General features: G+C 53.6%; 14 protein-coding genes. 10 read left to right on the plus strand and 4 right to left on the minus strand.

The window, feature by feature from the left end:
• Positions 1-16: 16 nt before the first annotated feature.
• From ACO08I_RS00540 to ACO08I_RS00575, 8 genes are all read left to right on the plus strand, one after another.
• Positions 17-1,150, plus strand: coding sequence for an alpha-L-fucosidase (locus tag ACO08I_RS00540; protein WP_421948149.1), 1,134 nt, complete (start codon positions 17-19; stop codon positions 1,148-1,150).
• 49 nt (positions 1,151-1,199) lie between these two features.
• On the plus strand, positions 1,200-1,421 hold the full coding sequence (locus ACO08I_RS00545) for a hypothetical protein (protein WP_350177394.1): 222 nt from the start codon (positions 1,200-1,202) through the stop codon (positions 1,419-1,421).
• The gene (locus tag ACO08I_RS00550; RefSeq protein ID WP_421947395.1) at positions 1,421-2,506 is read left to right on the plus strand and encodes a hypothetical protein; all 1,086 of its coding nucleotides are present in this window, start codon (positions 1,421-1,423) and stop codon (positions 2,504-2,506) included. The genes ACO08I_RS00545 and ACO08I_RS00550 overlap by 1 nt, the downstream gene beginning before the upstream one ends.
• 50 nt (positions 2,507-2,556) lie before the next feature.
• Positions 2,557-4,347: an FAD-dependent oxidoreductase gene (locus ACO08I_RS00555; RefSeq protein ID WP_421948150.1), complete on the plus strand. Its 1,791-nt coding sequence runs from the start codon at positions 2,557-2,559 to the stop codon at positions 4,345-4,347.
• Positions 4,332-5,438, plus strand: coding sequence for a hypothetical protein (locus tag ACO08I_RS00560; RefSeq protein WP_421948151.1), 1,107 nt, complete (start codon positions 4,332-4,334; stop codon positions 5,436-5,438). The genes ACO08I_RS00555 and ACO08I_RS00560 overlap by 16 nt, the downstream gene beginning before the upstream one ends.
• 6 nt (positions 5,439-5,444) lie before the next feature.
• Positions 5,445-7,667: a hypothetical protein gene (locus tag ACO08I_RS00565; RefSeq protein ID WP_421948152.1), complete on the plus strand. Its 2,223-nt coding sequence runs from the start codon at positions 5,445-5,447 to the stop codon at positions 7,665-7,667.
• Between the two features lie 5 nt (positions 7,668-7,672).
• Positions 7,673-9,772 (plus strand): beta-galactosidase, encoded by a 2,100-nt coding sequence (locus ACO08I_RS00570; protein WP_421948153.1) that lies wholly within the window; start codon positions 7,673-7,675, stop codon positions 9,770-9,772.
• 107 nt (positions 9,773-9,879) lie between these two features.
• The gene (locus ACO08I_RS00575; protein WP_421948154.1) at positions 9,880-10,251 is read left to right on the plus strand and encodes a hypothetical protein; all 372 of its coding nucleotides are present in this window, start codon (positions 9,880-9,882) and stop codon (positions 10,249-10,251) included.
• A gap of 140 nt (positions 10,252-10,391) precedes the next feature.
• Here the strand turns inward: ACO08I_RS00575 and ACO08I_RS00580 are convergent, their stop codons facing one another.
• Positions 10,392-11,795: a Gfo/Idh/MocA family oxidoreductase gene (locus ACO08I_RS00580; RefSeq protein WP_421948155.1), complete on the minus strand. Its 1,404-nt coding sequence runs from the start codon at positions 11,793-11,795 to the stop codon at positions 10,392-10,394.
• A 31-nt stretch (positions 11,796-11,826) separates the two neighbouring features.
• On the minus strand, positions 11,827-13,068 hold the full coding sequence (locus tag ACO08I_RS00585) for a DUF4861 family protein (RefSeq protein WP_421948156.1): 1,242 nt from the start codon (positions 13,066-13,068) through the stop codon (positions 11,827-11,829).
• A 348-nt stretch (positions 13,069-13,416) separates the two neighbouring features.
• Here ACO08I_RS00585 and ACO08I_RS00590 point away from each other — a divergent pair, with 348 nt between their 5' ends.
• On the plus strand, positions 13,417-14,475 hold the full coding sequence (locus tag ACO08I_RS00590) for a hypothetical protein (protein WP_421948157.1): 1,059 nt from the start codon (positions 13,417-13,419) through the stop codon (positions 14,473-14,475).
• A 339-nt stretch (positions 14,476-14,814) separates the two neighbouring features.
• Positions 14,815-15,864 (plus strand): hypothetical protein, encoded by a 1,050-nt coding sequence (locus tag ACO08I_RS00595; RefSeq protein ID WP_421948158.1) that lies wholly within the window; start codon positions 14,815-14,817, stop codon positions 15,862-15,864.
• 29 nt (positions 15,865-15,893) lie between these two features.
• Here ACO08I_RS00595 and ACO08I_RS00600 read toward each other — a convergent pair whose 3' ends face one another.
• A complete protein-coding gene (locus tag ACO08I_RS00600) occupies positions 15,894-17,711 on the minus strand; it encodes a right-handed parallel beta-helix repeat-containing protein (protein ID WP_421948159.1) in 1,818 nt (605 codons plus the stop codon).
• A gap of 344 nt (positions 17,712-18,055) precedes the next feature.
• Complete coding sequence (gene bglX, locus ACO08I_RS00605; protein WP_421948160.1) at positions 18,056-20,338, minus strand: beta-glucosidase BglX; 2,283 nt, start codon at positions 20,336-20,338, stop codon at positions 18,056-18,058.
• Positions 20,339-20,358: the final 20 nt, after the last annotated feature.

The following is a 20,358-nucleotide window of genomic DNA, read 5'->3' on the forward strand; positions in this document are numbered from 1 at the left end:
CCTTTAAAAAAAAGCAATGGAAAGAAGATCATTCCTGGAAAAAATAGCCGCCTCCGGGCTGGGGGCAATGGCCCTTCCTGCGTGGGGTATTGGGCAAGCGAACAGCACTTTGCCCCTTTCAACCGCCGATCCGGAAGTACAGCCCACCGCCGCACAGCAGGCCTGGATGGACATGGGCTTCGGGCTATTCATCCACTTTGGCATCAATACCTACTACGACACGGAGTGGAGCGACGGCACCCTGGACCCGGTGAAGTTCAATCCCATCAAGCTGGATACCGATCAGTGGTGTGCCACGGCTAAGGCAGCGGGCATGAAGTACGTCGTGCTCATCACCAAGCACCACGATGGCTTCTGTCTTTGGCCCACGAAGCAAACAAAGTATTCCGTCAGCGCAACGCCCTGGAAAGGCGACCTGGTGGCAGAAGTCGTCAATTCCGCCGAAAAATACGGGCTGAAGGTCGGCTTTTACTACTCTCTCTGGGACCGGCACGAAAAGAGCCACGATACAGACGAGTGGGCCTACATCGACTTCATGAAGCGGCAGTTGGAAGAACTACTGACCGGCTATGGGCCCATCGTGGAAATGTGGTTTGACGGCTTTTGGAAAAAACAGCAGACCGGTTGGTCAAAGAAAAATAAGGAACTGGAAGGCGAGGCCGAAAAGGAAGCCTTCAACGTCGCCCGCAATCAAAAATTCATAGAAGCCTGGCGTATGGAAGGCGCCTACCGCTGGCAGATGGACCACGTCTATCAGTTCATCAAAAGCCTGCAGCCGGATTGCCTGGTAATGAATAATTCCACCACCGCTTATCCCGGTGTGCCCCTGCATCCGGTTGATATCCGCAGCGGCGAGAAGTACACCGAAGTGGCGGATGACCAGAAAGTCTGGAACTGGCTGGGCAAGGACCGCTACCTGCCGCTTCAGATCGAAACCACGATGTCCACCAAAGGCGACAAAAAATTCCCTTCCGGCAACTGGTTCTGGCACGATTGGGACAAATCCGTCCTGGAAAAGGAGAAAATCCTGCACTACCTGAGCGTGGCCCAAAAGATGAAAGCCAACCTGCTGCTCAACGTAGGCCCGAGTGATCAGGGGCTTCTGCGGGAGGTGGATGAGCAGACACTGAAAGAATTACGGAGGGTGTGACGGATTTTTGATGTACAGAAAGATACGTATCTTAAAGCAAAAAGAAGGTATGAGCGCACGAATAGTAAAGCAAGATGGGGGTAAGGTCACGATAGAGGTTGATATGGAGCTTAACGGCAGCATGCTGAGCCAGGAAGAAGCGATACAGCTAGCCCTAAACGAAGCAGGCAAACTCGCCACGCGCGCTGCCGCCGAGCGTTTCGATACGGATGGTACTGCCATCACCCACAAAGGGCAGCGCCTTTCGAGCAAGGGGCGAAAAAAAAGTTAATGTCCACACCTTACGGCAAAGTCTGCGTCAAGCGCCACGTCTACCAGCCTGTTTGTGGCGGCGTGAGCTACGTACCAGCTGACAGCACGGCAGGCATAGTAGGCAAATCGACGCCACGGCTGGCCAAGCTGCTGGCTAGCGACTATTGTGAGGGCTCAGCCAGGAAAGTGTCAGCCCGGTTTAAGGAGCACCATGAAGTCGAAGTGAGCAAAGACCTTGTGCGTGATGTGAGCCTGCGCATCAGCCGCCACGCTAAAGAAGTAGAAAGCCGCTGGTCTTACGCCATGCCGGAAGAGGTAAGCCTTTGCGGGGTCAGCTCAGTGAGCATAAGCCGGGACGGTGCGATGGTGCACCTTCTTGACGGCCTGCCTGGCAAGCCTAAGCGCAAACCGGGCTACCGGGAAGCGATGTGCGGCGTAATCAGCCTTTACGGGCATGAGGGCAAGTTGCTGCACTCTATTTACTTGGGGGTTGGCGCGCAAGAGAAAAAAGGGGCTTTCACCCATCTGTTGGAAGAAGAGGCTGAGCGGCTTAAGGCACAGTTCGAAGAGGCTGGGCTACGGCCGGTTTACGTGGGGGTTGCAGATGGGGCGCCCGACAACTGGACACAGCTGGAGCGGTTAACCGACTACCAGGTAACGGACTACTACCACGTCACTGAACGGCTTTACAAACTGGCTGCAGTAATGCCCCTGCCCTCCAAAAAACGTGCGCAGTGGGTAAGCCAGCAAAAGAGTACGCTGCTGAACGAGCCGGGCGGCGCAGCCCTCGTTGTGGAGCGCGCGCGTCAGGCGGCTGCGGGTGTCAAGACGCAGAAGCGGCGCGAAATCGCCCGCCAGCAAGTTGTATACCTGGAAAACCAGCAGCACCGGATGAATTATTTTCAAATGCAGGAAAAAGGGCTGCCTATCGGTTCCGGCACCGTAGAGGCAGGGTGCAAGACGCTGATCAAAGCCCGTTTGGGAGGTAGTGGCATGAGGTGGCTTAATGTGCATGCCGATGATATGCTTATCGTCCGTGCGCTCAAGCTGTCTGCGGGCAGATACGAGCAATATTGGAAAAAGAGAATGCGGTATGCAGCTTAATAATTACATCAAAAATCCGTCACACCCATTACGGAGCTAAAAACCGAGTGATGAAAAACGTTTATCAATACTGGATATTTGCATTGTTGTTATGCAGCAGCGTGTTTCAGAGTACCGCACAGGAAGGCATTCTGCTGGAAGCCGAAAGCTTTCTGTACCCCGGTGGCTGGGTGGTCGACCCGCAGTTCGTGCAGCAAATGGGTTCACCCTACCTGATGGCGCACGGCATGGGGCAGCCGGTGGACCCGGCCCGCACCGAAGTGGAAATTGAGCAGCCCGGAACCTACCACGTTTGGGCGCGCACCAAGGACTGGGCGCCTGGCAATTGGGCACCGCCCGGTCAATTCCTTCTAAAAGTAAACGGCGAGGTTCTGCCTGACACACTGGGGCGTAATCCCGGCTGGGGCTGGGCGTACGCTGGCAAAGCCAAACTTCAAGCCGGGACTGCCAACCTTGAGCTGGTCGATCTGACCGGCTTCAATGGGCGCTGCGATGCCATATTCCTGAGTCGGGGTGAGGTGCCACCGCCCGGTTACGGCAAAAAACTAGCCGAATGGCGCCGCCAAATGCATCAGGAACCTTTGGCTCCGGAAAGGGAGAAATCCTATGACCTGGTGGTAACCGGCGGCGGTATTGCAGGCTGTGCTGCTGCTATCGGCGCAGCCGAGCAAGGCTTAAAAGTCGCGCTGATTCACGATCGCCCCGTGTTGGGTGGGAATGCCAGCAGCGAAATCCGGGTGCACACCCTCGGGATTTACGGGAAATTCGAACGCATACTTCGCCTGCTGGACACCGAGCACTACCCGAATGGCTCTGCGGAAGCCAAAAAGGATCAAGAGAAGCGGGACAAAAACGTCAAAGCCTATAAAAATATCGACCTCTTTCTCAACTGGCGTGCCTATGATGCCGTATCCGAAGACAGCACCATTCAATACGTGGACGCCCGGCATACGGCAACCAATGAGCGTAAGCGATTCCGTGCCCCCTTATTTGTCGATGCCACGGGCGATGGCTGGATTGGCTACTGGGCGGGGGCGGAGTATTCCTACGGACGGGAAAGCGTCCACAAATACGGTGAAGAATGGGACGAGTGGGGCGAACTGTGGAGCCCGGAAGAAGCTGACAATTTTGTCATGGGCTCTTCCATACTCTGGCAAACTCATCAGGGAGAGGAGGCGACCGACTTTCCTCAACAGCCCTGGGCTGTTGCCGTAGCCCGGGAACACAAAGCTACAGCCGGGGAGTGGTACTGGGAATTCTCCCGCAATGACTTGCACCAAATCGAAGATGGAGAAGAAATCCGCGATCACCTGCTGAAAGCCATTTACGGTTCCTTTGCCAATGCCAAGGCACTCCCGGAAAACAGCCACTATCAGCTGACCTGGGTGTCCTATCTGCTGGGGAAACGGGAATCCCGCCGGTTGCTGGGCGATCATATTTTCACTTTTCAGGATGTGGTCAATAATACCCCCTTCCCAGACTCCGTGGTAATGGAAGACCGGGCCGTAGACGTTCATTATCAGCGGAACCTTCGGGATGAAGAGAAGCCGGATTTTCTTTCGGAAGCCCTTTTTTACCGCACCGACCGGTACTACATTCCCTACCGGAGTTTGTACTCCAGAAATATAGACAACCTGTTTATGGCTGGCCGCTGCTTTAGCTGTTCCCATATTGGGTTGGGCGGCCCCCGTGTTATGCGGACCACCGGGCAAATGGGCGCAGCAGTAGGCCACGCGGCTGCTCTTTGCATCAAGCACGAAGTGAAGCCCAGAGCGATCTACACCGATCACCTGCAGGAATTATGGGACTTAATCGAATCGCAGCAATGGACAAGGCCTTGATTTTCTTTCTGCTTTATTGCCTGTTATGGTCGGGTGTGTCTCTGACTCCGGACCCGCTGCCCGTTGCCGTGCATACCAACATGCCGCAAGCCTTCGAAGGCATCCGGTCAACGGAAGAGGCGTTCAGCGTATTTGACCCACAGCATGAACTGGAACACCCCGTTCAACTATGCCGCGATGCCGGTGGCGCTCCTCGCCTGTATTACGCAGACGTGCAAACCCCGGTCTGTATTGATGGCATCTGCAAGCCCGTTCGCATTGCGATTTACTGGAACCTGCTGGGCGCTTATATCGGCTACGGGCTGTACGAAGGCGCCCCCCTCACTAAATACGATCACGATCTGTTTGAGGAAGCGGATTACCTGAAGCTGCACGAACTGCTGCTCAATAAAAATGCGGTATTCCGCAGGAAAAAACTATCTGACCTTTTCGACCCTAATGCCGAACCGGAAAAGCAGGTCACTTATAAAGGTGAGGAAGTGGATGCGGTCAGTGGGGCAACCAAAAAAGCCATCAAAGATGCGGTGGTGGAGGGAGCGCTGTATTCCTGTTACACCATCTGGCAGTTGGTGCACGGTACTGCCGATGATAGTATCAAAGTAGCGTTGCCGAATCTGTGGGATGAAGCAATGCAGCAACGTTTTCTATATTCAGACCGGGCGGACTATCAGTTTTATGCTTTGAAGCAGCTAAGGGATTCAGATTACGCCACCTACTCCACCCGTCTTTTGCAATTGTTTACCGGCAGTATCCCGCTGTTCCGGACAAAAATGCTCAAGCAGTTGCCATCACAATACTGGGCAGAAGAACGCTGGCAGGAAAAGCTGTACGGCTCCTATGGGCAACTGGATGTCAACACCAGGACCCTGCTTATTACCGGTTTGGAAAAAGCCGGGGAAGGCAGTGCACTACGCTTGTTGCCCCATTATCATTTGATGACCCGAAATCAGCTAAAGGGCTATCTGTCTTTCTGGGAAGACCGGAAACTGCCGGCGGATGTCCGGAATCAATTGACCGCAGCGAGTCACAATCCAAATTACCCCTACGCCTATCTCATCGAACGATTTTTAGAAGCTCAGAAGACGCCTTAAACAATTATGACGAAACCAATCCTACTCAGCTTATGCCTGCTCTTTGCAGTAGGCAGCCTACTGCCTGCACAGTCCGCCCTTTGGTCCGTAGACAGCTACCCGGATGAGCCCGGGCTGCAAATGCGCATGGCGCCGATGCTGCCCCGGATCGCAGCCGAAGGCTTTGCCCAACGCAGCCTGGCCAACTCCAAATGCCCGGACACCGGGCTGCCAGTAAAAACCTGGGCGGTAAAGGGCGAAACAATTTACTCGCCTTATACCGGCAGGGCCTATCAGCAGGGAGATACCGGCTACTTCGGCCCAAAGGCACGCAATGAAGAGGGCGAAATTTCTGCCTTCGGGGGCGACCCCCTGAAATACGAATTACAATCGGCTACGGCGCAGCTGCTGCTCCATCCTGGTGATGCACTTGCCCGCGGATTTCTAAGCATTCCCGGCAATCTCCGGCAGCAGTACCATTTTGCCTGCAACAACTGGGCGCGGTTCTATCCATACCTGGCTGATGAAATGGGAGAGGACTGGAAAGCCCGATTCCATGATGCTGTAGCGGACTACGAGGAAACACGCCGTCCTTCCGATGGCAACCGGGAGTATGCACCCATGAGCCATCCCCATGATTTGGTAGGAGAGGAGGGGACTCTGCTCGGCGGCAATACCATCGATGGGGGGACGGAAAACCACAAAACCATGTGGCGCACTTCCTGCATGGTGTATAGCCAATGGATGCCCGAAGGGACCAAAATTTCCGGCTACGATCTGCCGGAAGCAGAGACGAGGGTGCGGGCTTTTCTCACCGAATACGCCGAACGCATGCTGCAAACCGGTAACGGAGAGTACGATTCCCAGATTTACTACCCTTACTCCATCGAAGGGTATATGAACCTTTACGATTTTGCCAAAAAGCCGGAGGACCGGGCATTGGCGAAATTCACCCTCGACTACTACTTCGCCACCACTGCCCTGAAGCTTGTAGACGGGCATATCGCTGGTGGGATGAAGCGTGGCTATTTGCCGAAAGGCGAGCCCGACAAAATGGAAAAGCTGTTCTGGGGCTATTTTGATGACGTCAGCCGTGATCTGTCGGAAGCGGTGACCACGGTGCATCAGGCCACAACGCGCTACCGGCCCAATACCATTATTTCGAAGATTGCACGAGGAGAAGTAGTATTGCCCTACGAGGCCCGCATGACCCGCCCGTTCTACCACATGGACCGTAAAAATGGCTTTCAGGAGTCCTTCTACCGGTCACACACCTTCGGGTTGGGCAATGTGTACATGAGCATCGTCGACAATCCCAATCAGCAGATGGTTTGGTCCCTCATTGTGGAAGGGGAGGACGGCCCGCTGGGCTTTACCGGTGGTCAGCCGTTGCGGTTGACGACTTCCGGGCACAGCCCGTACACGCAGACCCTGCACAGCAAAAACACCCTCCTGCTCCTGTCTGCTCCATCCGAATTGGATGAAAAACAGCATCCGGACTTCCAGATTTCTGACCAACGCATTAACCCCTGGCACCTGCCCGACACCGCACAGGCCCGTGAGTTTGAGCTGGCCAACCGCTGGAAGTACGCCACAGAGCCCTTACAACCGGTAAGCGCACCCGCTGAAGATGAATTGGAAGCCTTTTGGGAGCAAAAGAAATACAGCGCTGCCTCCTGGCTGCTCATCCCCAAACAAGTGGAGCTGGCAAAGGAAACCGACCGGCAGCTGATTTGGAAAGCCCCGAATACCTGGGTGGCGGTCTGGCCCGTAGGGACTGATTATTTTATGATTGACGCCTCTGCCGAGGCCATTGCCAAAGTGAAAGACAAAACCTGGCGAAGCGTACTGGAACAGTACATCGTCCTGGTTGTCACGGGGCAGCAGTCCGGGTACGCTCTGGAGGTGCTGGAAGGAGCCGGTCATCCGGATTTGAATGCCGTGCTGGCGAGCCTGAAAACTGCTGATTTGGAAACTCAGGGCCTCAAAAAGACCAAGACCCTCACTTACCAATCCACGCTGGGCGAAAAGCTGGAAATGACCTACCGCCCCGACCGCCTGAAAGCCTACGGGCGCATTGATGGCACGCGTTTGGATTTTGAGAACTGGGCAGGGGGCGCTGTGTATGAAAGCCCCTACCTTCGCGTCAAAGACGGTGTAATGGACGTGGAAGACGGCACCGAAGGCTATCGCGTGTTTTTCCGGGACGAGCAGCCCGTTTACGAATTACTGAACGAGAAAAACGACTAAGGTCCATGAAAAAGTTATTCCTTGCATGGTGTTTGATTTTTGGCTACAGCCTGCTACCGGCACAGCCCTATGATTTTGGGCATCCCATGCCCGTGGGGGCCTACTACTACCCGGAGCACTGGCCCGAAGCACAATGGGACCGCGATCTGGGCAAAATGGCGGAACTGGGCTTTCAGTTTACCCACTTCGGGGAATTCGCCTGGGCGATGATGGAACCCGAGGAAGGACAGTTTGATTTTGAATGGCTGGACAAGGCGGTCGGGCTTGCAGACAAGCACGGGCTAAAAGTCATCATGTGCACCCCCACGCCTACGCCACCCGCCTGGCTCACCGAAAAGCACCCGGAAATCCTGACGGTCAACGATCAGGGGCTGACGCAGCACCACGGGAGCCGCCTGCACGTATCCTACAACCACCCAACGTACCGCTACTACACCGAGCGCATTGTGCGGAAGTTAGCAGAACGTTACGGGCAGGACGAGCGCACTTGGGGCTGGCAGGTAGACAATGAGCCGCACTATGGCGTATTGTATGATTATTCCGAAGGGCACGAGCGGGCTTTTCAGGATTGGCTGAGGGAAAAGTACGGTAGCATTGACAGCTTAAACGCCGCCTGGGGCGCTGTCTTTTGGAGCCAATCCTACAATCACTTTGGGCAGGTCCAAATTCCCAATAAAAACCGGGCACCACAGGGGGCAAATCCTCATGCGCTGCTTGACTTTCAGCGCTTCAATGCCGAGGAATTGGCGGAAGCCCTGCGGTTTCAGTCCGATCTGCTCAAAAGCCTGGTGGACAAGCGGCAGTGGGTAACCACCAACTACGCTTATTTCAAATTCCTGCCTTCAGTAGACCCTTTCCTGAACCAGAATGACTTCGACTTTGCTGCTCACACCATGTACCTGACAAGCGGGTATTTGAGCGATGAAGGCGGCCCCCCGGCCCATCGGTTGGGGAGTGGCCTGGAGCTGGCCTTTTCACAGGAATTTGCGGAGTCGGTCAACGGCTACACCGGCATCATGGAGTTGCAACCCGGCCAAATCAACTGGGGCGTCATCAATCCGCAGCCGCTGCCCGGTGCGGTGCGTATGTGGGGCTGGCACGCCTTTGGGCTGGGCGATGAATTTGTATGCACCTATCGGTTTCGGCAGCCCCTCTTTGGCGGGGAACAAACCCACAAAGGCGTCATGGAGACCGATGGGGTGACGGTAGCCCGCGGCGGGAAAGAGTACGTACAGTTTATTGAAGAATTACAACAGCTTACGAAAAGCGGCGACCTGAAAGCCGATGCGACTATGCCTGCCGCGCTTAAAGCCCGCAAAACCGCCTTTTACTGGGAACAGGATAACCTCTGGAGCCTGGGCAATCAGCCCCACCACAGCGACTGGGACAGCTGGGCGCACCACTATACCTACTACCAAAACCTGAAGCGGCTGGGCGCTCCGGTTACCTTCGTCAGCCCCGGCGAAGCGGTTGACCCTGAGGAATATCCTTTTTGGGTAGTCCCCGCCGCGCACATGATTGATCCGTCGCAGGTAAAAATCTGGGAAGACTACGCAAGGGCAGGCGGCCACCTGATCCTGAGTGTGCGCACTGGCACTAAAGACCACAACAGCCATATTTGGGAAGCCCTGCTGCAGGAGCCCATCTGGGATTTGATCGGTGCCCGGGTGGAATACTACGACCACCTCCCAGCCAAATATCCCGGACAGGTAAGTATGGGGGGCAAGACCTATCCCTGGCATATTTGGGGCGATGTGTTGTCCCCGATGGAAGGTACAAGGGTACTGGCAAGTCACGACAGCGAGTACTACAAAGGCGCACCAGCCGTAGTTTCCCGCGATCTGGGCGCAGGCAGCGTGACCTACACCGGCGTATGGTCGGATAACTGGGAGCTGGAGTACGAGGTGTTGCGTACAGTTTTTGGCAAAGCCGGGGCTAAAATTCTTAATCTACCCCCCTACGTCTTCACCGAATGGCGGGACGGGGTTTATGTCGCCGTCAACTACAGTTCGAAGGCCGTGGAAGCGCCGGTGCCGGATGGTGCGAAAGTGCTGTTAGGCGGGCGGCAGTTGGAGCCGGGTGGTGTGACGGTTTGGGTGGAGTAGTGAAGGAGCCTGTTCATCCTCATCTGGCAATGCAGGGCTGTAAAAATGGGAATTTATCCCTATCTTCGTACCCGAAATATTATTTTAACCGTTAAAAACGCTCTTCAATGATTTTACTGAAAAGAAGTTTATTGTTAATGCTGCTCTCCAGCCTGTTTGTGTTCTCTGCCTGTAATGACGATGATGATAACTGCACGGCTCCTGCGCTTTCCGAGAATATCGTAGGCGAATGGGAAGTGTCCACCACCAATGATGTGGTGGAGTTTCAGGCAGATGGTACGCTGATTGACCCCAATGACGCCGTTGTCGGTGGCTCTTCCACTGCCGATAAAACCTATGTGGCCAGTGGAATGACCCTTACAGTGACCGTTTCAGACGGTGGTGCCTCCTTCTCCTCTGAATTCGATGTAACCAGCAATGAATGCGATGAGATTGTAGTGACCTTTATTGGGGTGGATGTGACGTTTACGCGTCAGTAAGCCTCATTCTCAGGATGATCCTTGTGTCTAATGGCTGCGTGGTGAGAATCAGGTAGTATTGTGGGATTGCAAGGACCAAACTCAAAACGGGCATCCGAAACCCTTCGGATGCCCGCTCTCATTGTAGCTTAAAAAAAGTCTTAAATCCGCTTCGCCCGCGGCTGCAGGTCCGTCAATTCGGCAATACGGACCGGATGGCCCGATTCAATGCTATTGCGGGCGGCCACCCCGATTAGCACAGACATAGCCCCGTCCCGTACGCCGGCTGCCCGGTCGTAGGGGTCTTTCTTTTCCGGGTGGACAAAGATTTTATCGTGCAGGCGCTTGTCGCCGCCGCCGTGGCCGCCACGCTCACTACCGACCATGATGCGCTCGTAGTCATTCCAGAGGTTATGAACAATAAGGGGTTTGTACCTGATTTCGCCTCCGTTTTGGTTCATTTCTGCGGCGTGCATCTCCGCTTGACTGATATCTTGCTCCGCTACATAGGGGATGTCCTGCCAGGCTTCCAGGCGGCCGTCGGTCCCGTTAAAGGCAATGCGCCAGCCCTCAAAGGGGGAGTAAGTGGTCAGGGAGTAGTTGACGAAGACGTTGTTGGCGTATTTGATCTGTGCCGACATTTTATCATAGATGTTGATTTCATCCCGGAAGAGGCAGTTGTCCCGGATGTACCCGTCGTGGTGCTCGTTTTTGGTGTAGAGGTTGGTCAGGAACTCGTTTTTGGTGATATCCCAGTGGAATGCGCACTTGTCGGTATGTTCACAGTCGCGGCAATTGTTGCCCCGGAAGGGCCCATTGCTGCCGTAGTGCTCCAGGTCGCCGTAGGCAAAGACCTCCTCGGGGTCGGAATCGAGCCACCAGTTGAGCAGGTCAAAGTGGTGGGTGGCTTTGTGCACCCATAGCGTACCGCCCGCCTGTCGCAGCCCGTGCCAGCGCCGGAAGTAGGACGCCCCGTGGTAGGTATTCAGGTACCAGTTGAAGTCCACCGAGGTGACCTTGCCGATCTTTTCCTCCATCAGGAGTTCCTTGATCTTAGTCATGTACGGGCTCCAGCGGTAGTTGAAACCGACGATCAGGTTCTTGTTGGACCGGCGCTCGGCATCAATGATTTCCTGGCATTTGAACTCATCGGTAGTCATGGGCTTTTCCGTCAGCACATCACAGCCCATATCCAGCCCCTTAATGATAAATTCATGGTGGTTGGAGTCTTTGGTAGTGACAATCACCAGGTCGGGCTTCCTTTCCTGCACCATCTTTTCGAAATTGGCGTAGGTCGGGCAGCTCACCTGCATTTCCTTCAGGGCAAACTCCAGCCGGCCCGGGTTGATGTCGCAAAGCCCCACAAATTCAAGGATGTCGGAATATTTTTCCACCAGCCTCCGCCCCCAAAAGGTGATACCGCGGATGCCGGTGCCCACGAGGGCAATTTTGAGTTTTTCACCTTTTAGAATAGGGCTCCAAAGGGTGCTGCCCGCCACGGCGGTACCTGCGGAGAGGCTGCTGAGCATGGTCAGAAAATGTCTTCGGTTGATTTCGGTTGGCATAATTTGAATCGATTTAGCTGTTTTCAAGGCACTATTTATTGCTTTCCATCCGGAAGGCTGTCCCCCACTGTGCTGCCTCCTGCTCCAGGTGTTCCCGGAATTCCCGGATGCCGCGTATTTGCATGGGGTCTTCTTCCCAAACCGCCATAAAGCGGTAGGTGGCGGCTTCGTTGCTGGCATTGAGGATCATGAGGTGGTCGAGTTCGCTATCGTAGAGCACGGGTTCCTGAGCTTCCCTGGCCATGAGGGCGAAGCCGAGCTGCTGCCCGTGGTAGGACTGATTGTCCCAGTTGTAGTAGGTTTGTACGCCATCGTACCGCTTGGCATTGATTTGGTCGGTATGTTTGACGATGCCGGTAGCAAACTTCATCCCGTCCGGCAGCGGGTTTTTGGACTGCATGCGCACCTCCGTCCACTGATGGCCGGCCTGTATTTCAAAATCTACCGTAAGATCCAGCCGGAAGGTGTCCACCTCCAGCCCCTCAAAGGTGACCCGAAGGATGCTCCGCAGGGGGCCGTTGGCTATAATTTCAATATCCTTTTTTGCCGTTTTAGAAAGGGCATAGGCTTTTTCCCGGTACCAGATGGCGGGGCTGCCAATGCCCAGGGAGTTGCCCACTTTGAGAATGTCAGAGCCCCAGTCTTTCAGGTCGTGGTAGTCCCAGCCCACCGTATCCATGACCATGTCCCGGACTTTCTTGCCATAAATATCGGTACGGAAGCGGTCGTCCATGTAAAAGCGGTAAGCCACCAGGTCGTTTTCCCAAACCGGGCCTTCAAACATGACCCACATGTTTTGCGGGGTAATATCACCGGGCACCGTCAGGGCTTCGCGTTGGGTATAATCTGCCAGCATTTCCCGGGCGGTCTCCGGGGCAAATGGGCGGTCCTGCACCTTGAAGACGATCTGCGAACGCTGTACAACCGGGAAGTCATCAGGAGCCGGCTTCCAGGTCAGGTCGCGCTTGCTTTTTCCTTCTAAGTCAGCCAGGAAAAACAGCGTTTCCGGATTACCATCATTATCCAGGTCATCCTGCTGTGCGGGTAGCCAGGCTTCTGCCTCTGCGTCGTAGAGTGCCCATCCCGGCTTGCTGTTTTCCGGGATAGCGGTCTCAAAGCCTGCATCCTTAAAAGTGGTGGTTTCCGGATTGTAAACCGTAATGGTGTAGTCATCGCTGTTGCCGGCCGCTTGATCAGCCCCGCAACTGCTGAGCAGGCTCAGGGCAAGTCCGGCCCCAAAAAAGCGTAAGTAAGAAAAAGATGGGATCCGCATATTCCGGTTGGTTTTGATGAGTGTGCTCCTAAAAATATTCATCCTGATTGGAATGGTGGTAAAAAAACAGACCATTCTTTGGGAGGGTAGCCTGCAAGGGGCTTTTGTAACCTATTCGGGCTTATGTCGCGCACTTTTGGAGTGGCATGGAAATTTGCGAAGGAAGTAGTTGCACCAAAAGATTAGGCTGTAGTCCCAATCTGCCCCATTTCATACCTCTTTTTTGTGACAACATTGCAAGTTGATTTGAAATTTACTATCTTGTGTTGAGAAGAGCGCATCTCCGTAAAAATACCGGAATATTTATAGAGCGCGCAAACCATCTCTAATGCTATAAAATCTTACCAAATGAAAAAATTATTACTCCTCTCTTTGCTCTGTCTGTCTTCTCACGCATTGCTACAGGCACAAATTGAAAAAGGCGCGCTTACCTTAAGAGGAGCAGCCGGATTGCAATACTTATCTGCAGCCGAAGAAGAATATAGCGGGCTGACTTATGAACTAGGGACCCGAATTGGATGGATGCTCACAGACCATTGGCTGGTGGGTACAAGCCTGGGGGTAGTTGGAATCGGTGGCAGTGGTGCCGTTTACTTTGCTGCGCCGGAGGTGCGGTATTATTTCAATCCGGGCTCGGAAAAAAACAATTACTACGGTGGATTCAGATACAGCTTTAATTCAGAAGGGGGCGATTACTCCACCTATGAGTTCCAGTTAGGGTTGAACCGGTTTATAAACGAGCAGGTCGCGTTTGATGCCAATCTTGTTTATGCGGTACAACCCGGGGAGGATCATACCCTGCTGCTATCTTTAGGGCTACAGCCCTTTATGAACAAAGGGGACAGAGCCGGATGGAAGTCGGCAGCTTCTGCTTTTGACAAAGGCGACTTATTGATTAATTCCAGTTTTGGTTTCGTCTCTTACAGAGGCAGTTTCTTAGAGATGATGTTCAATCCTGATCTGGGGTTATTTCTTAGTGAGCAGACTTTGATAGGTGTAAATTTCAACGCCTCTTTTAATACTATTGTTGGCAATTTAAGAAAAGTTAACCAGGGAACGATTACTGAGCTATCCATCGCCCCTTACCTCCGGCACTACCTCAGTAAGGAGCAAAAACACTGGCGTTGGTATGGTCAGGCGGGTTTCCTCTTTGCCGGGTCAAACTTCGAGTCATCTTCTTTTGAAAGGAATTCATCAGTTGCCCTTGTGAGTGGCCGCTTAGGCACCAATTGGTTCCTGACGCCTAATTTAGCTTTTGATATTGGGCTGGATTTGAGCCATCATCTCCGGGCGAATACGGAGGGGACGAGTGACTGGTCAGGTTCATTTGACGAGCAAATGCCTGACCGTGGGTTCCAGGTAGGGGCATCAATAGGCGTGCAGTACTTCCTGCAACGGGGGAATTAGGCAATTGAGCCCCAACTCGGAGCAGCCTGCGACAACCACCAAAGTTAAACATACAATTTCGGAAACTGCCACCCAATGAGAGGTGCTTCCTGATGTGTTCATATTTTGGTTAGTTTGCCCTGCCATTCGTGGGCATAACAAATTGCACAAACATTAATCCCGGGGGCAACCCTCTGCATTTAAGCGCTATGGCTGCTGGGGTAGAGCTTCCCGCTCTGCTCCAGCTTATCCAGGAAATTTTGGCTAATTTGCCCTGTCTTTTATTCAGCATTGCTGATTGTATGGAGATTCAGTATCTTTTGCCGATAAACGCCCTCTATTGCTTTAAACGATTACCAAATGAAAAAACTAATACTGCTCTCTTTGCTTTGCCTGGCGGCTAATACCTCGCTCCTCGGTCAGATTGGAAAGGGCTCCGTCACAGTAAGGGGGGGAGCTGAACTGGATTATCTGTTTGCAGAAGAGGAGACTCGGACTGGCTTCAGTTATGATTTTTTTCCCAGATTTGGTTTGATGGTTACTGATCATTGGATGGTTGGTGGAAGTATTTCGATTAGAGGTTTTGATGATAGTGTTTATCCGTCAGAGGTCATACCAGAAGTTAGGTACTATATTAACTCTGCTTCTACAAAGAATAGTTACTATGCTGGTCTAAGGTGCATATTGGGAATCAATTACCCAGCACTTTCCTCCTATGGATTTCGGCTGGGATTCAATAGGTTCCTGAATGAGCATATCGCATTTAATGTGAGGGCCATTTATTCTGTCCGGCCACGAATGCCAAATGGTATTTTATTGTTTTTTGGTTTACAGCCCTTTATGAACAGGGCAGACAGAGCTCGATGGCGGTCTGCAGTATCTGCCTTCAGCAAAGGAGATTTTATAATTAACTCGGGTCTAGGCGGGGTCTCTGTTCGGAATAACATCATTCAGATGCGCTTGAGGCCTAATTTGGGGCTTTTTCTCAGTGAACATACTTTAGTAGGTGTAGAATTAAGTGCCTATCATTTACAAAATCTAAATCGAGAAGTACAGTATAAAAGTAATGGGCTATCCATCGCTCCATACTTGCGCCATTATTTCAGCAATGAACAAAAGCATTGGCGATGGTATGGTCAGACTGGATTCCTCTTCTCTAGTTTAAGATTCGAGTCCTCTTCATCGGAAAGAGATACATTAATCTCCCTTCTGAACAGCCGATTGGGTGTTAATTGGTTCCTGACACCCAATTTAGCTTTTGACATGGGCCTCGGTCTGGATTACCATATTTGGACGAATGTCAATGGGGCTAATCCATGGAATGGTTCCTTTGATGGCCCATTGCCCAACAGTGGATTGCGGGTAGGAGCATCAATAGGCGTGCAATACTTCCTGCAAAGAGGAAATTAGAACACCAAACCATTTAAGTAAGATTATTCCTACTGTCTGGGATCAATATCTATTTCCCGGCCTCCATTTCTAAGCGAGAACGGGCCTGCATCCCAATCGAAGACAGGCTTGGTTTCCCATTTCAGCCGAAGCTCATCGGTATGTAAGGTCGCATGGGCTTTCACTTTTTTACCCTGTGCTTCCCAGCCAAAATACCCCTGCCACGCTTTAAGGTCGAGCAGCAGGGCGGGTGGAGGATTGGTCAGCTTCAAAAATCCACTGGGTATTTGAGCGAAGAGGTTGCCATCCGTGTGGTTGTGGGCATTCGGCAGCTCAATGGCGTGCTTGCGGCAGTCGATGAAAATATTGTCTTTTACGCTTTGCGCGCGGGCGGTACCCCCTCTGCCTGCTACGATGCGGGTCGGATTGAGGTAGGAGCCGTAGCCGGTATTTTCGATATCAATGGCCAGGTTGTGGTGGAAGTGGATGCTGTCTGAGCCATCCGTGTAAAAAGCATTCCCACCTGCACCGTAGTCGCCACTGATCCAGTACTGACTGCGCAGTTGGTGGAAGACGTTGTGGTCAATATGTATAGCACCCCGGCTGACTTCCACATAAATGGCACCCCGGGCAGTGGTGATATCGGAAAAGATGTTCTTCGTCACCCGGCAGTTTTCGCTGGAAAGATAGTCCAGCCAAATACCAGGCGCGTAGGTAATGTGGCGGAATACATTTCGCCTGATCAGCGTCCCCCGGGCACGGTGAAATTTGATCGCACCCGATTCCCAGCCATGCTCCGCATCGTGCCAGCCGATGTATTCAAAGAGGTTGTCCTCCACCAGCAACTGACGGGCACCATTAGCCTGCAATCCGCCGGTGCCGCAGTGGCGGAAGGTATTCCCGCGCACGATGTGGTCGCCGAGCCCGGGCTGTGAATTGGTGTGCCACATTTCGTTGCCAAGGTCAAGGGCGATGCTATTGGCCCATTCCAGGGTACACTCCTCAATGATCCAGTGGTTGCCCCGGCGGGCAGAGACCATGCCGCGCTGTGGCATGGCAAACCCATTGCCGGTCTTCTCAAAGTTGAGCCCCTTTAGCTTGATGTAGGCCAGCCCGTAGGCTTTCGGCGCAAAGATCTGCTCCTGCACGGTCGCTTCAATGGACATGTAATCGGAAGGCCCGGTACGCCCGGGGAAACGGACATGCAAGCGCAGCCCGTTGTGCTCAATCCAGTACGCGCCCTGCTCCGCTTCGGCAAGGTCTACCGGATGCTCCGCCTGCTTCAGCAACTGCCCATCCAAAAAGAGGCGGCCCCGGCGCTGAAAGTGGGCGTGCATATTGATGTTTTTATAGTCCACCCATTCCAGGTCCTGCCCGAGGTTCCGCAGCGCAAAGGGGTTGTAGCCCATAAACCATTCCGATGGCAGATCGTATTGCCAGATTTGCAGGGGTGGTTTTTCAGTATCTTCGTAGGTGTGCCGCTGTCCGGTGTAGCGCCACCCTTTGCCGGGTTCCCATCCTTCCAAAGGCAATTCCCGGGCACCACTAATCACCACCCGGTGGCCGGGCGCCGCCGCGTACGTGATCATCTTCTCCGGACTTGTTCCGCCCCGTGCAGGATGTACCGCTTCCCGGTAAGTCCCGCTTTTGATCAGCACCCGCTCCCCGGGCTGCAAAGCCGCCGCCGCTTTTCCAATAGTGCGCCAGGGCCGCGCCTCTGTACCCGGGTTGTCATCACTCGCCTTCGGATGATTTTGGTCCACGAAAAAAGTACGATCGGGCTCAGCTTCACTTTCCCAGCTTTCAAAAGCATTACCATGGGGCATCAGGCTGCTGTCAAAATCCCGGTAGGGCGATTGACCAGACATGGAGCCACATAGTATTAGCATCAAGGGTAAAACAAAATAGCGAAAAGGCATGATAGGTATTCGTTGTAATGGCTTTACTGATTTGAACATTGGGTTTGTATTCTACAATTGACCCCCTTAGGGGTCTGATGTGGGTAAAAAAATCACACTAAAAGAATATCCCGTGCCGTAGGTACGGAATGTAAAACTATGACTTACAGAAGTCTGGTTGATTGAGCCGTAAATACCTGACCATTTAATATGCAGTATTTGCAAGTGCTTCAGGAGCAAAAAACTAACCACTAATTCGGCTTAGTCGCACTGGTGTCTTAATGTTGTTTACTTCCCTCTAGAGTACCCAAGCCCTACCGGGGCGCAGCCAGCTCAAATTCCGCCTCCAGGTCCGCCTTAGAGCTGTTGCCTGCAAAGACCGAAAAGCGTCCCGGCTCCGCTTCCCACTCCCCATTAGCCGTATAAAAAGCCAGGTCAGCCTCCGTAAGCTCAAAGGTTATCTTGCGGCGCTGCCCGGGCTCCAGAAAGACCTTCTGAAACCTCTTCAGCTCCCGCACCGGACGTGTACTGCTGCCCGTATGATCGCGCGTGTACAGCTGCACCACCTCGTGTCCCGCCCGGTCGCCGGTATTCGTAAGGGTGAGGCTGACCGTCAGTATTTCGCCCGGTGTAAGAGTCGAAGTATTGAGGTTTAAGTCACTGATTGTGAATTCGGTATAGCTCAATCCGTAACCAAAGGGATAAAGGGCATCCGTGCGCTCATCAATATAGCCCGACCAGAAAATATGCGGATGATTTTCGTCTCCGGGGCGGCCGGTGTTTTTCTGACTGTAGTAAAGCGGCAGTTGCCCTACGGAGCGGGGGAAGCAGACCGGCAGTTTCCCGGAAGGGTTATAGGCTCCGGTTAGTACATCGGCTATGGCGTGCCCGGACTGACTGCCTAAAAACCAGGTTTCCACGATGGCTGGGATGCGCTCGTCCATCCAGCTCAGGTCGAGCGGACGGCCATTCATAAGCACGAGGACGATGTTTGGATTGACTTCGTAAACCGCTTCCAGCAGCTGCTGTTGGACACCGGGCAGGTCGAGGTGCACCCGGCTGCGGGCTTCTGCCGACATAAAGCAGTCTTCCCCCAGTGCCAGCACCACCAGGTCGGCCTCCGCTGCCACCCGGCGGGCTTCCGCAAATCCCGAGGTGTCGTAGTCGATCGTCAGGCGGTCGCGGAAGCTGCGGGCACCCGTTGTGATGCCACAGCCTTTGGCGTAGCTCCACCGGGCATCCGGCCAGGCCGACTGTAGCCCTTCCCAAATAGACACCGCGGAACTGTCTATGCCGCGCGCCCGCCAACTGCCCAGCGGATTGTCTTTGTCTTTAATCAGCGGGCCGATCAGGGCAATTCGATTTTGCCGGGATAAGGGCAAGAGCTCCTGCTCATTTTTAAGCAAAACAATGGACTGACGGGCGATCGACCGCGCCGCTTCCTGATGCTCAGGAGCAGAGAGCCAGCGTTTTTCCCGTTCAGCGTCACAGTAGCGATAGGGGTCATCAAAGAGCCCCAGCTCAAATTTGACGCGCAAGATTCGGGCCACTGCCTGATCGATGACCGATTCGTCCAATTGACCGGAAGCCACTAATTCCTGCAAGTGGTAATGATAGGTCAGGGAGCCCATATCCATATCGCTCCCGGCTTGGAGGGAAAGCGCAGCGGAACCTGATAAATCAGCTGCCTGTCCGTGACTCGCTACTTCCTTCACCGAGTTGTAATCGGAGACGACAAAGCCTTCAAAGCCCCAGTCTTTCCGCAGTACCTCCTGCAGCAGGTAGGCATGCGTGGTCACCGGCACGCCATTAAGCTCGTGATACCCACCCATGAAGGTCGCCACACCGGCATCCACGCAGGCTTTAAAAGGTGGCAGTACCACGTTATGCAGGGTTTGCCGGCTCATGTCTACAGTATTGTAATCCCGGCCAGCTTCCGCAAAACCATACCCGGCAAAGTGCTTGGCACAGGCTGCTATGGTCGCATTGGAGGACAGGTCATCGCCCTGAAAACCTTTCACTTTGGCAACGGCTACCTGCGCATTCAGGTACGGGTCTTCCCCGGCACCTTCCATGATCCGGCCCCAGCGGGCATCCCGGCTGACATCCACCATTGGGGCAAAAGTCCAGTGGACGCCGGCAGCGGCACTTTCCCGGGCGGTGATGCGGGCAGAAGTGGATATGGCTTCCAAATCCCAACTGCTGGCCTCAGCAATAGGTACCGGGAACAACGTCTCGTACCCGTGCAGCGCATCCAGCCCAAAGAGCAGGGGGATACCGTGGCGGTTGGCTTTCAGGTGCATTTCCTGAATGGCCCGGGTATTTTCGGTTCCGGTGATGTTCAGCATGGCACCCAGCAGGCCCTTGCTGAGTAAGTCGTACCGGATTTTATTTTCCCCTTCATCGGGGGGAGGGCCGGTGATGTCAAAGTGATTGCTGATTTGAGTCAGCTGTCCGATTTTTTCTTCCAGAGTCATGGCATCCAGAAGCGCCTGGATTTCAGCTTCGTAATGGGTTGTGTTATGGTTTGGGGTTTGGGCATTAAGCCATCCAATGGCAGCTACCCCAAAAATGGTGACTAAGGCTAATGGTTTCATGGCTAAGGCTTTCAGAGTTA

Origin of the sequence: Phaeodactylibacter xiamenensis (assembly GCF_965229835.1) — a bacterium.
Lineage (GTDB): Bacteria > Bacteroidota > Bacteroidia > Chitinophagales > Saprospiraceae > Phaeodactylibacter > Phaeodactylibacter xiamenensis.